The 12,413-nt window shown below is 72.9% G+C and carries 13 protein-coding genes; all 13 read left to right on the top strand.

The window, feature by feature from the left end:
- The first annotated feature begins 11 nt into the window (after nt 1–11).
- The 13 genes from AMYTH_RS0119940 to trmD all read left to right on the top strand — a co-directional run bounded on the left by AMYTH_RS0119940 (nt 12) and on the right by trmD (nt 12,380).
- Nucleotides 12–2,324: a [protein-PII] uridylyltransferase gene (locus AMYTH_RS0119940; protein ID WP_027931797.1), complete on the top strand. Its 2,313-nt coding sequence runs from the start codon at nt 12–14 to the stop codon at nt 2,322–2,324.
- A gap of 46 nt (nt 2,325–2,370) precedes the next feature.
- Nucleotides 2,371–2,730 (top strand): hypothetical protein, encoded by a 360-nt coding sequence (locus tag AMYTH_RS0119935; protein WP_027931796.1) that lies wholly within the window; start codon nt 2,371–2,373, stop codon nt 2,728–2,730.
- Nucleotides 2,731–3,275: 545 nt separating this feature from the next.
- Nucleotides 3,276–4,139: a hypothetical protein gene (locus tag AMYTH_RS0119925; protein WP_027931795.1), complete on the top strand. Its 864-nt coding sequence runs from the start codon at nt 3,276–3,278 to the stop codon at nt 4,137–4,139.
- A 78-nt stretch (nt 4,140–4,217) separates the two neighbouring features.
- Nucleotides 4,218–5,744: a signal recognition particle protein gene (ffh, locus tag AMYTH_RS0119920; protein ID WP_017987574.1), complete on the top strand. Its 1,527-nt coding sequence runs from the start codon at nt 4,218–4,220 to the stop codon at nt 5,742–5,744.
- Nucleotides 5,745–6,809, top strand: coding sequence for an amidohydrolase family protein (locus tag AMYTH_RS0119915; RefSeq protein WP_027931794.1), 1,065 nt, complete (start codon nt 5,745–5,747; stop codon nt 6,807–6,809). It abuts the gene before it with no gap.
- Nucleotides 6,810–7,657: 848 nt separating this feature from the next.
- Nucleotides 7,658–8,323 carry a hypothetical protein gene (locus AMYTH_RS0119910; RefSeq protein WP_027931793.1) on the top strand — a complete coding sequence of 222 codons (666 nt, stop codon included), beginning with the start codon at nt 7,658–7,660 and terminating at the stop codon, nt 8,321–8,323.
- Nucleotides 8,323–8,595, top strand: a complete 273-nt coding sequence (locus tag AMYTH_RS0119905; protein WP_027931792.1) for a hypothetical protein — start codon at nt 8,323–8,325, stop codon at nt 8,593–8,595. Before AMYTH_RS0119910 ends, AMYTH_RS0119905 begins: the two co-directional genes overlap by 1 nt.
- A 55-nt stretch (nt 8,596–8,650) precedes the next feature.
- Nucleotides 8,651–9,403, top strand: a complete 753-nt coding sequence (locus AMYTH_RS0119900; protein WP_051362757.1) for a CPBP family intramembrane glutamic endopeptidase — start codon at nt 8,651–8,653, stop codon at nt 9,401–9,403.
- Between the two features lie 62 nt (nt 9,404–9,465).
- Complete coding sequence (locus tag AMYTH_RS0119895; protein ID WP_020418153.1) at nt 9,466–10,239, top strand: CPBP family intramembrane glutamic endopeptidase; 774 nt, start codon at nt 9,466–9,468, stop codon at nt 10,237–10,239.
- 176 nt (nt 10,240–10,415) lie between these two features.
- Nucleotides 10,416–10,841: a 30S ribosomal protein S16 gene (gene rpsP / locus AMYTH_RS0119890; protein ID WP_017987578.1), complete on the top strand. Its 426-nt coding sequence runs from the start codon at nt 10,416–10,418 to the stop codon at nt 10,839–10,841.
- Entirely contained in the window at nt 10,838–11,077 is a 240-nt protein-coding gene (locus tag AMYTH_RS0119885; protein WP_017987579.1) for an RNA-binding protein, read from the top strand. The genes rpsP and AMYTH_RS0119885 overlap by 4 nt, the downstream gene beginning before the upstream one ends.
- 7 nt (nt 11,078–11,084) lie before the next feature.
- Nucleotides 11,085–11,603: a ribosome maturation factor RimM gene (gene rimM / locus AMYTH_RS0119880; protein WP_017987580.1), complete on the top strand. Its 519-nt coding sequence runs from the start codon at nt 11,085–11,087 to the stop codon at nt 11,601–11,603.
- 21 nt (nt 11,604–11,624) lie between these two features.
- Entirely contained in the window at nt 11,625–12,380 is a 756-nt protein-coding gene (gene trmD, locus AMYTH_RS0119875) for a tRNA (guanosine(37)-N1)-methyltransferase TrmD (RefSeq protein ID WP_027931790.1), read from the top strand.
- Nucleotides 12,381–12,413 lie beyond the last annotated feature (33 nt).

Here is a 12,413-nt window from a genome sequence, read left to right as displayed (position 1 = left end):
GGAAGCACCGGATGGTCGTCGGGGGGGAACTCGCCAAGGCGGCGAACCGGTTGCTGGAAGGCCGGCACGGCAGGCTCGGTGCGTCGGCACTGCGCGCCGCGCTGGTGGACCTGTACGAGTTCTGGCTCAGCAAGGCCGCCGCGGCGGCCGGCGTGGACACCGCCGAACCCGGTGTCGCGCTGGTCGCCGTCGGCGGCCTCGGCCGCCGCGAACTCGTGCCGTTCTCGGACCTGGACCTCGTCCTCGTCCACAACCAGCACCCCGGGATCGCCGGAATCGCCGATGCGCTGTGGTACCCGCTGTGGGACGCGCGCATCGGCCTCGACCACTCGGTCCGCACCCCGGGGGAGGCCCTCCAGGTCGCCTCGGAGGACCTGCGGACCGCGATGGGACTGCTCGACGCCCGGCACATCGCCGGGGACGCCGAGCTGACCGCCAGGCTCGCCACGGCGGCGCGCGACCAGTGGCGCCGCACCGCGCGCAAACGCCTGCCGGAACTGGCCGAATCGACCCGCAAGCGCTGGCAGCGCAGCGGGGAGATCGCCCAGTCCGCCGAACCCGACCTCAAGCACGGCCGGGGCGGCCTGCGTGACCTGGGGGTGCTGGAGGCGCTCGCCGTCGCCCAGCTCACCGACCGGCCGGGCGAGGAACTGCGCCAGGCCAGGGAACTGCTGCTGGACGTGCGCACCGAGATGCGCCGCGAACTGCGGCGCGACCGGGACGTGCTGTCCGGTGTGGACGCCGAGCTGGTGGCGGCCGAACTCGGGTTCGGCGACCGGTTCACGCTGGCGCGCAAGCTCTCCGGCGCCGGGCGCGCGGTCGGGTACGCCGTCGACGTCGCCTTGCGCGCCACGGCCGAGGTGCCACGCGGGCGCTTCTCGCGCCGGCCCAGCCGCATCCCGCTGGACGACGGCGTGGTGCTGCACGGCAACGAGGTCGCGCTGGCCAGGGACGCCGTTCCGGCCAAGGATCCCGCGCTGCTGCTGCGCGTCGCGGCCGCCTCCGCCCGCACCCGCACGCCGATTTCCCACGGCACCCTGCGCACGCTCGCCGATTCGGCGCCGGAACTGCGCACGCCGTGGCCGCCCGACGCGCGGGACTCGCTCACCGAACTGCTCGGCGCGGGCGAGGGCCTGATCGACGCCGTCGAGGCGCTGGACCGCACCGGCCTGTGGGCGCGGTTGTTCCCGGAGTGGGGCGCGGTGCGCGACCTGCCGCCACGGGAGCCGGTGCACGAGTGGACCGTCGACCGGCACCTCGTGCAGACCGCGGTCGAGGCCGCGAAGCTCACCACCACGGTGTCCCGGCCGGACCTGCTGCTGCTGGCCGCGCTCCTGCACGACATCGGCAAGGGCCGCGAGGCCGACCACTCCGAGCTGGGCGCCGCGATCTCGCTGCAGGTCGCCCGACGCATCGGGCTGCCCGACTCCGATGCCGCGCTCGTTTCGGCCGCGGTGCGCCACCACCTGCTGCTGGTGCACACCGCGACCCGGCGCGACATCGAGGAGCCGAGCACCGTCGCGCGGGTGGCCAAGACCGTCGACAACGACGTGGTCCTGCTGGAACTGCTGCACGCGCTGACCCAGGCCGATTCGCTGGCCACCGGGCCCGGCATGTGGACCGACTGGAAGGCCGGGCTGGTCGCCAACCTGGTCAACCGGTGCAGGCAAGTCGTGCAGGGCAAGGGGTTCAGCCCGCCGGAGCCGCTCGACGCGCGCCGGCGCGAGCTGGTCGCCGCGGCGGTGGCGGCCGGCCGCAGCGAAGTGCTGATCACGCACGACGGCAAGATGGCCACGGTGGTGGTCGCCGCGCCCGCGCGCACCGACCTGCTGGCGCCAGCGGCCGGGGTGCTCGCGCTGCACTCGCTGGAGGTGCACACCGCGGTGCTGCGCGGCCACGACGGTGGACGGGCCGGGATCTTCACCGCGTCCCCGAAGTTCGGTTCGCTGCCCGATCCGGCGCTGCTGCGCGAGCAGTTCGCGCGGGCGGTCGCAGGCGGGCTCGCGCTGGAGGCGAAGCTCGCGGCGAAGGAACGGGACTACCAGCCGACTCGGGTGTCGGCCAAGCCGAAGGTGCTGTGGTTCGACGACGAGACCAGCGGCCCGAACACGGTCGTGCTGGAACTGCGGGCCACCGACCGGATCGGCCTGCTGTACCGGGTCGCCGGCGCGCTGCAGTCGTGCGGCGCGGAGGTGAAGTGGGCCAAGGTCGCCACGCTCGGCGCGGCTGTCGTGGACTCCTTCGCCGTCTCCCCGCGCGGCGGGAAGCTGGACCCGGCGTGGCGGCAGCGGGTCGAACAGGCGGTGCTCGCCGCGGCGGCGTGATCCGCTCCGGGGTGTCGCCACGGTTTTCTTGATCGGGGGTGGCAGGATGTCGCTCGTGCCAGAGTCGACGATCCTGCCGCTCACGGTCGCCGCCGCGCACCTGGAGGCCTGCGCCGCGGAGCTGGACCAGGCGCCGGAAACCGATCTCGGGGAGATCGTCGCCGCCCTCAAACACCTCGTCGCCGGGCAGCGTCACCTCTCCGGCGCGCTCACCGGGCTCGCCGAACGGCTCGGCGAAGCGCGGTTCGGCGCGCTGGCCGCGATGCCGTCGGCCGAGATGGCCGCCCTCGTGGAGATACTCCAGGCAGCCGGAGCGGCGTTCGGCTATTCGGCCGACGCGCTCGGCGAGAGCGAGCCGCTGGCCGCGTTCATCGCCGCCAACGCCGGCGAGAGCACCCGCTTGTAGCAGTTGCACGACCAGCTGATCGTGGTGGACACGATGCACTGGCCTACAGGACCGCACCGACGCCCACCAGCGCGTCGCGAACGCCAAGGCGGCCGCGAACAAGGCCGCGGAGGCGAAGCGCCGCGCGGAAGGCCACGTCGAAGGCGAAGTCGGCGCCCAGGACGCAGCGCGGAAATCTTTTTGCCCGAACCCGCGTCACACACCCGCGCGACCCGGGTCACACCTCTGCGCGCACGCGGTTCCTGAGTAGATCTACCTACCGCTACTTGGGGGTCTTCACGCTGCCCCGGGCCTCGCGGAACCGGCAGTCTTGGGACATCACGCCACGGATGTCCGGAGGGACTCGCTGGTACTGGGGGTACGGCGAGCACCGGGGGACCGGCGGCCGCGGCGTGCGTGTGCGGGTGGCCCGGCGAGGGGGCGGGCCACCCGCACTTTCCCTTGCGCGGTTGGATGTCGCGCATGCTGCATCTGCTGATCGCGCGCAACCTGAGGAGCGGGGCGCACACCACGATCGACGTCGGCCGTTGGCTGGTGAGCGCCGCGTGAACACGGACGTGACGCAGAACCTGTTCGCCTTCCAGCTCAACGGCCTGGACGAACCGGTGGTCGCGAGCGCCCCCACCGTGGCGGACGACGCCCTGCGGCAGGCGTGGGCCCAGGTGCGCGCTGAACGCCAGGTCCAGCCCGGGGACGTCGCCGCCGTCTACAGCGAGTGGGAGCCCTCCGCCGAGGACCTCGGGTTCGTGGCCCTGATGTTCCCCGGCATCCGGCAGACCTACAGCTTCGACCGGCCGGGCCCGGACGGCTGGGCGGCCGCGTTCGCCGAGGCCGAGCGCGTGCTGGCGGAGCAGGCCGCGCCCGAGCCGGAGCTGCTGCCGGTGCTGTGGAGCGCGTCGTCGCCGCGCGCCGAGGTGCTCGGCGCGGTCCCGCACCACCCGCTGGTGCCCGGACGGCTGTCCGTCGCCCTCGCCCACGTCGGCCCCACGCCACGCGGCACCGTCGGCATGCACCACGTCACCACGCACGGCTACCAGGAGATGGGCTCGCCGCCGTTCGCCGAGCTGATGGCCGAGGCCGGCGCCAACCTCAAGCGCGGCCTGCGCGTCACCGGCCACCGCGGCGAGCACGGCGACCTGCTGCACCTGACCCGGGAGGACTGGCTGGCCGGTTCGGCGCTGGCGCTGGACGACTTCGGCGCGCAGATGTCCCGCAACCTCGGTTCAGAGCGGCTGGTGGTCGGCCTGCCCTGCCCGGACGAGCTCTTCGTGGCGGCCGCGGACTCGGGCTGGGCCGAGGTGATCCACGAGCAGGTGCTGGGCTCCGAGTACGACACGACCGAGCTGGTCCCGTGCGTGGTGCTGCTGGAACCCGGCGGGATGCGCCTGCTCGCCGAACGGCAGGCCTGACAGGTCACCCGCCACGAGCGGCTACCCTGGTGGGACGCCGCAGGCGGACAACCACGACCAGCTGGAGCGTGCACACCCGTGTTCGACACCCTCTCCGACCGGCTCACTTCGGTCCTGCAGAACCTGCGGGGCAAGGGGAAGCTGACCGACGCCGACATCGACGCCACCGCGCGCGAGATCCGCATCGCGCTGCTGGAGGCCGACGTCGCGCTGCCCGTCGTCCGGGAGTTCATCGCGCACGTCAAGGAACGCGCGAAGGGCGCCGAGGTCTCCGAGGCCCTCAACCCGGCGCAGCAGGTCATCAAGATCGTCAACGAGGAGCTCATCGGCATCCTCGGTGGCGAGACCCGCAGGCTGAGCCTGGCCAAGAACCCGCCGACGGTGATCATGCTCGCCGGTCTGCAGGGTTCCGGTAAGACGACGCTGGCCGGCAAGCTCGCGCTGTTCCTCAAGAAGCAGGGTCACGCGCCGCTGCTGGTCGCCTGTGACCTCCAGCGCCCCAACGCGGTCACGCAGCTGCAGGTCGTCGGTGAGCGCGCCGGGGTGCAGACGTTCGCGCCCGAGCCGGGCAACGGCGTCGGCGACCCGGTGGACGTCGCCCGCCGTGGCATCGACGAGGCCAAGCACGCGCAGCACGACATCGTGATCGTCGACACCGCCGGACGGCTGGGCGTCGACGAGGAGCTGATGAAGCAGGCCGCGGACATCCGCGACGCCGTGCAGCCGGACGAGATCCTGTTCGTCGTCGACGCGATGATCGGTCAGGACGCGGTCACCACGGCCGAGGCGTTCCGCGACGGCGTCGGTTTCACCGGTGTGGTGCTGACCAAGCTCGACGGTGACGCCCGCGGTGGTGCGGCGCTGTCCGTCCGGCAGGTCACCGGCCAGCCGATCCTGTTCGCCTCCAACGGTGAGAAGCTCGAGGACTTCGACACCTTCCACCCGGACCGGATGGCCAGCCGGATCCTCGGCATGGGCGACCTGCTCACCCTGATCGAGCAGGCGGAGCAGGCCTTCGACCAGGAGCAGGCCGAGAAGGCCGCGGCGAAGCTGGGCACCGGCCAGCTCACGCTGGAGGACTTCCTGGAGCAGATGCTCGCGGTCCGCAAGATGGGCCCGATCGGCAACCTGCTCGGCATGCTGCCCGGCGCGGGGCAGATGAAGGACCAGCTCGCGCAGGTCGACGACAAGCACCTGGACCGCCTGCAGGCGATCATCCGCGGCATGACCCCGGCCGAGCGGGCCGACCCGAAGATGATCAACGGTTCGCGTCGTCAGCGCATCGCGCAGGGTTCGGGCGTGACGGTCCGCGAGGTCAACGACCTGGTGAACCGGTTTTTCGAGGCCCGCAAGATGATGCAGCAGATGGCGGGCCGCTTCGGCTTCGGCGGTGGCAGCGCGACCAAGCGCAAGAAGGGCAAGAAGGGGAAGAAGGGCAAGGGCCCAACGCAGCCCAAGGTGCGCGGCGGGTTCCCCGGCGGCATGCCGATGCTCCCGCCCGGTGGCGCCGGCGGCGGGATGCCCGACCTGTCGCAGCTGGGCGGCGGCATGAACGACGTGCCCGGCTTCGACCCGTCCAAGTTCAAGCTGCCGAAGAACAAGTAGATGCACCTGCGCGGGGTGGTGCTGCCCGACGGTGAGCAGCGCGACGTCTGGATCAGCGACGGCCGGGTCACGTTCGCCCCGGTCGAGGGCGCGCGGACCGTGGTGGCCGACGGTTTCCTGGTGCCGGGGCTGGTGGACGCCCACTGCCACCCGGCGATCGGCCCGGGCGGGCCGACCGCCCTCGACGGCGCGGTGGTCAACGCGCTCGCCGACCGGGACGCGGGGACGCTGCTGATCCGCGACTGCGGCCAGCCGATCGACACCCGGCCCTTGCAGGAGCGCGCCGATCTGCCGCGGATCATCCGGTCCGGGCGGCACCTCGCGCTGCCCAAGCGCTACATCCCCGGGCTGGGCGTCGACCTGTCGCACCCCGACGAGCTGCCCGCGGCGGTCGCCGAGCAGGCGGCGGACGGTGACGGTTGGGTCAAGCTGGTGGGTGACTGGATCGACCGGTCGGTGGGCGATCTGGCGCCGCTGTGGCCGGACGACGTGCTCGCCGAGGCGATCAAGGTCGCCCACGAGGCCGGAGCGCGCGTGACGGCGCACGTCTTCGGTGAGGACGCGCTGCCGGGTCTGATCAACGCGGGTATCGACTGCCTGGAGCACGGCACCGGCCTGGACCCGTCGTTGCTGGCCGAGATGGCCCGCCGGGGGACGGCGTTGGTGCCGACGCTGATCAACATCGAGAACTTCCCGGGAATCGCGGACTCGGCCGGCAAGTACCCGGTGTACGCCGCCCACATGCGGGCGCTGCACGCCAGGGTCGGTGAGCTGGTCGGAAACGCGCTGGACGCCGGCGTGGCGGTCTACGCAGGCAGCGACGCGGGCGGCATGATCGCCCATGGACGGCTCGTGGACGAGCTGGAAGCGCTGCACCGCGCGGGGATGACCGCGGAGGAGGCGCTGGCCGCAGGCTCCTGGGCGGCCCGGGAGTGGCTCGGGCACCCCGGCATCACCGAAGGCGCCCCCGCGGACTTGCTGATCTACGACACCGACCCCCGCGAGGACCTGTCCGTCCTACGCAGCCCAAAACACATAATCCTGCGCGGCGCGATCATCCGCTGACGGTTCGCGCCTCCAGGGTGGGTGGACTGCATACGCCTGGTTCGCGCTGCGTCGCTGTCCCACTGCCCGGCGATGCCGGCCGCCCGGCCGCCGGGCGCACTGCTGTGCTGGCCGCCCGGCCGCCGGGCGCACTGCTGTGCTGGCCGCCCGGCCGCCGGCCGCGCTGCTGTGCTGGCCGCCCGGCCGCCGGCCACCTCGCGGCCATGCCGCCCCTGCTCGCCCTGCGATCCCGCTGCCCTGCCGCACTTGCTGGCCCCGCCACCTTCTGCGAGTGCTCTGGCCGCTGGCCGCCGGCTGCTGTAGTTCTGCCGCGCTGCTGCCGCGCTGCTGTCGCCTGGCCGAGCGGCAGCCCAGCCGCGCCCGCCGCCCCACGGCCAGCCCGGACCCACCGCCGCGGCACTCGCCCCTTACAGCCGGGTCCCCGACCGCTGGCCGCTCCGTCGCACTACCGCCGACGGGCCGCTTCGACGCGCTACCGCCCAGCCGCGGAGCACCACTGCCGTGCCGCCGAGCCCCACTGCCCTGCACGCCGCTCCTGCCAACCTGCCACCCCGCCCGCCTTGCCGCGCCCCCGCACCGCCGCGCTCCGCGCCGCTGCGCCCGCGCCGCCTGCCGCTCCGCCGCGCCGCTCCACCGTCCCGCCGCACCGGGCCCGCGCCGCCTGCGGCACCGCCGCGCCGCCTGCGGCACCGCCGCGCCGCTTCCAAGTCCTGTGGCACTTCGGCCCAGCCCGAGACCCACCGCCGCGACCGTCCCCACCCCACCGCAACCCACCCCCACATCCCCCTCCTCCGCTGACGGCCGAATTGCCGCTACCGTCGCGATCGATCCTTGATCAAGATGTCCGAGTGAAGATCATCAAGTCGCTGGGGCTGCTCTACGCGGTCCCACTGGCCCTGCTCGTCGTCGGCGTCGTCGGCGGGCTCGTCCTGGGGGAGGGCCTCTTCCTGGCGGCCTTCGCGGTGGGCGCGGCGGCCACGCTCGCCGCGGTCTTCGCGCTGGTCGTCGCCCGGATGAACGGGCGTGCGCCCGCCGACTGGAAGCGGGTCGCGGCCGCGACGGTCGTGCTGGTCGTCGCCGGTCTGCTCCCGCTGCGCACGGAGCTGTTCGGCGGCCCGGACCTGCTGACCGCCGAGGGCCTGGAGACCGGCGTCGAGGAGCTGCGCAGCGTCGCGACCACCTACGACGCGATCTACATCGAGCGCGACTTCATCCGCGGCCAGCGCGGCGACCGCGCGGTGATCTACCGCGACGGCGACCTCTCGCCGACCCCGGACGACACGGCAGGGCCGGATCCCGATTACGCGTTCGCACTGGACGAGATCGACTTTGCCGCGGTCCCTGGTCTGATCGACCTCGCGCGCCAGCGGTTCCCGGACGCCACGGACGTGCTGCGCGTCGAGGTGACCCGGCCGCGTGGGGGAGACCCGGTCGAAATCACGGTGCACGTCGGGCGGTCCGGCGCCGAGCGCCGCGGCCAGCTCGTCGCCGACGCCGGCGGCAACCCCCGCTAGTGCCGCACTTCGTCCCCGACATCAGCCACGACGCGGCGATGAAGATCATCCGCGGACTGGGACTGGTGTACGCCGTGCCGGTCGCGCTGCTCGTCGCGGGCGCGGCCGGCTGGCTGGGGTACGGCGAGGGCGCCTACCTCGCGGCGTTCGTCGCCGGCGCCGTCCTCACCCCAGCCGTCCTCGTCCGGCGACGGCGGCCACGCGCACTGCCCACCGCGCTCGCCACGGTGGTGCTGGTCGCCGTCGGCCTGCTGCCGGTGTGGATCCGGTGACACCGCTCACGCCCCGGGGTCGATTGATCGCGCCGAGCCACATAGCCTGAACTCCATGAGCGCGTCGAGGGTGGGCCAGGGCGTCGGCGAGGACGTGCGGAACCGGCCGGTCTTCGGCGCCCACTGGGGGTTCGTCGCGTTCTTCGCCGGTCTCGGCGGCTACCACCTGGTGACCGTCGTGATGACGGCGCTGCGTTCCGGGCACGCCAGCGTCGACCCCCTGGAACTGCTCGATGTCGGCCCGGTGCTGCTGCTCGCCTTCGTGCCCAGCCTCCTGCTCGGCCTGGCCCCGCTGGTCGCGTCGCGGCGCTGGGGGAGCGGGCCGCGGCGCGACTTCGGCTGGATGCCGACGCTGCGCGACGTCAAGGTGGGCCTGGCCTGCGGTGCGCTCGCCCTGCTCGCCGGGTACCTGGTGAACCTGGTGCTGCTGGGTATCTACGGCACCGACCGTGTCTCCGACAGCCCGCTCACCGACCTCGCCGAGGACGGCGGGCGGGACGAGTTCGTCTGGCTCGCGCTGGCCGCCCTCGTCGTCGTGGTCGCCACCCCGATGGCCGAGGAGCTGCTGATGCGCGGCTCCCTGTGGGGAGCGCTCGAGCACCACCGCGTCCCGCAGTGGGTGATCCTCGTGCTCACCGCGGTCGTCTTCGCCTACCTGCACGGCGAGCCGACCCGCACGCTGGCGCTGCTCGCGCAGGGGCTGGTGATCGGCGCGGCCCGGTGGCGCACCGGCCGGGTGGGAGCGAGTTTCGTCGCGCACGCGGCGAACAACCTCGCCCCCGCGTTGCTGCTGTTCACCGGGTCCTGAGCGGAACGACCATGGCGACTAGGCTCGGTAGGTGCTGGGCGAGGATCAGAGGGAGGCGCGCCGTGACGGCACATCCGGGCGAGCTCGATCCGCCTGATCTGCCGGCCACCGCGGAGCCCGCGCCGTCGCACCGCTGGGGGTTCGGCGCCTTCCTGGTCGTGGAGGCCGTCCTGCTGGCCTCCGCCGCGTTCGTCAGCGTCCTGCTCGGCCCGGCGCCGCCCGGTCAGCCGCTGCCGGCGCGGGACGTGCTGATCGGCACGATGGCCCCGACCGTCCTCGCCGCGCTGGTCGCCATCCTGATCACCAAGGTGCGCGGCAACGGCCCGCTGGCCGACCTGCGGTTGTCCTGGCGCTGGGACGACGTGAAGCTCGGCCTCAAACTCGGCTCGTTCGGGCTCGTCCTGACCACCGTGAGCGCGTTCATCTGGACCCAGGCGGTGGGCGAGGCCAACGCCGGGTCGGCGATCAGTGCCCTGGTCGAGGAACAGCCGATGTCGGTGAGCGCCGCGATCGTGATGTTCGCCTACCTGTGGCTGCTCGGGCCGATCTGCGAGGAGGTCATCTACCGCGGCCTGCTGTGGGGTGCGGTCGAGCGGCTGCACTGGGGCCAGGAGAAGTGGGCGCGGCTGGCGGCGTTCCTGCTGTCCACCGCGGTGTTCGCGGCCAGCCACCTGGAGCCGCTGCGCACCACGCTGCTGCTGGTGATCGCCATCCCGATCGGCCTGGCCCGGCTGTTCACCGGCCGCCTGCTCGGCAGCATCGTGGCCCACCAGATGAACAACTTCCTGCCCGCCGTGGCGATGCTGCTCACGGCGCTGGGCGTCATGGCGATCTAGACGCCGCCTGCGGGCCACGCGAACGGGTCTGGCAGAATAGTCGCTTGCCTGCTGCGGCCGGGCCCTCTCACCGTGCCGTGGCGACCGAAAAGCTTCGGGTACTCGTCCGGTGTCCCCACACGGATCGTGACCCGACACCCGCGAGCACGCAGAGAACCAAGGAGTACCCACACACCGTGGCCGTCAAGATCAAGCTCCAGCGCCTCGGCAAGATCCGTGCGCCGTACTACCGCATCATCGTCGCCGACGCCCGCACCCGCCGGGACGGCAAGGCGATCGAGTCGATCGGCAAGTACCACCCGAAGTCCGAGCCGAGCTTCATCGAGGTCGACTCCGAGCGCGCCCAGTACTGGCTGGGTGTCGGCGCGCAGCCGACCGAGCCGGTGCAGCGCATCCTGGAGATCACCGGTGACTGGCAGAAGTTCAAGGGCCTGCCGGGCGCCGAGGGCACGCTGAAGACCGCCGCGCCGAAGCCGACCAAGGAGGAGCTGTTCAACGCGGCCCTCGCGGCTGCCGGTGAGGAGCCCGCCAACGAGGCCACCACCCCGAAGAAGAAGTCGGCCAAGAAGGCCGACGACGAGGCGGCGAAGGACGAGGCGTGAGCTTCCTCGCCGACTCCCTCGAACACCTGGTGCGGGGGATCGTGGACAACCCGGACGACGTCCGGGTCGACCTGATCACCACCCGCCGCGGTCGCACGCTCGAGGTCCACGTCCACCCGGACGACCTGGGCAAGGTCATCGGCCGAGGCGGCCGGACAGCGACCGCGCTGCGCACCGTCATGGGCGGCATCGGTGGCCGCGGCGTCCGCGTGGACGTCGTCGACACCGACCGCTGACCCATCCGTGGACGTCGTCGTCGGGCGGGTCGCCAAGGCCCACGGTGTGCGCGGTGAACTCGCCGTGGACATCCGGACCGACTCGCCCGAGGAACGCTTCCGCGACGGCGCGACGGTGACCGCGCGTTTCCGCGACGGCACCACGCGCCCGCTGACCGTCGCAGCCGCCCGCCCCCACAGCGGGCGGCTGCTGGTCACGTTCGAGCAGGTGGTGACGCGCGAGGCCGCCGAGGCCCTGCGCGGCGCCCTGCTCCTCGCCGACACCGCCGACCTCCCGCCGTCGGACGACCCGGACGAGTTCTACGACCACGAACTCGAGGGCCTGCGCGCCGAACTGAGCGACGGCGAGGTGATCGGCACTGTCACCGAGGTCGTGCACGCCCCGCACGGCGAGCTGCTCGCGCTCGACCGCGACGGGCGCACCGTCCTCGTGCCGTTCGTGCAGGCCATCGTCCCCGTGGTGGACGTCAAGGGCGGCCGCGTCGTGGTCGATCCGCCCGAGGGCCTGCTCGACGACGCCGGCTGACGGGCTGGTTACGCTCGCGCCGTGCGGATCGACGTCGTCACCATCTTCCCCGAGTACCTGGACCCGCTGCGGGCCGCGCTGCTGGGCCGCGCCATCGAGCGCGGGCTGATCGAGGTCGGGGTGCACGATCTGCGGGACTGGACCCACGACGTGCACCGCGCCGTCGACGACGCGCCCTACGGCGGTGGTCCCGGCATGGTCATGAAGCCCCAGGTCTGGGGCGACGCGCTGGACGCGGTGTGCGGGCCGGAGACCCGGCTGGTGGTGCCGACGCCGGCGGGCCGCCCGTTCACGCAGGAAATGGCGCACGAGTACGCCCGCGAGAAGCACCTGGTGTTCGCCTGCGGCCGCTACGAGGGCATCGACCAGCGCGTGATCGACGACGCCGCGCGCCGGATGCCGGTCGACGAGGTGTCCATCGGCGACTACGTGCTGGTCGGTGGCGAAGCGGCGGTCCTCGTCATGGTCGAGGCCACGGTGCGGCTGCTGCCCGGCGTGCTGGGCAACCCGGTGTCGGCCGAGCAGGACTCCTTCTCCGACGGCCTGCTCGAAGGCCCCAGCTACACGCGCCCCGAGGTGTGGCGCGACCTGTCCGTGCCCGAGGTGCTGCGGTCGGGCAACCACGCGCTGATCGACCGCTGGCGGCGCGACCAGGCCCTCGAACGGACCCTCCTGCGCCGCCCCGATCTCCTCGACCGGTTGCCGGAAGGTACGCTGGACCAGCGCGATCTCGCCGTGCTCGACCGTGTCCGGTCCGAGCAGCGGCAGGCCGGGTGATCCGGCCGGGGACGCGTCTGCAATACTTGACAG

The sequence above is a fragment of the Amycolatopsis thermoflava N1165 genome (assembly GCF_000473265.1).
Lineage (GTDB): Bacteria > Actinomycetota > Actinomycetes > Mycobacteriales > Pseudonocardiaceae > Amycolatopsis_E > Amycolatopsis_E thermoflava.
Note: the sequence above shows the minus strand (reverse complement) of the source record. Positions and strands in the feature narration are given on the sequence as shown.

Excerpts from the sequence above, each read along its gene's own strand:
- AMYTH_RS0119915 (WP_027931794.1), top strand. The coding sequence starts at position 5,745 with ATGCACCTGCGCGGGGTGGTGCTGCCCGACGGTGAGCAGCGCGACGTC.
- AMYTH_RS0119935 (WP_027931796.1), top strand. The coding sequence starts at position 2,371 with ATGTCGCTCGTGCCAGAGTCGACGATCCTGCCGCTCACGGTCGCCGCC.
- AMYTH_RS0119940 (WP_027931797.1), top strand. The coding sequence starts at position 12 with ATGGTCGTCGGGGGGGAACTCGCCAAGGCGGCGAACCGGTTGCTGGAA.
- AMYTH_RS0119900 (WP_051362757.1), top strand. The coding sequence starts at position 8,651 with ATGAGCGCGTCGAGGGTGGGCCAGGGCGTCGGCGAGGACGTGCGGAAC.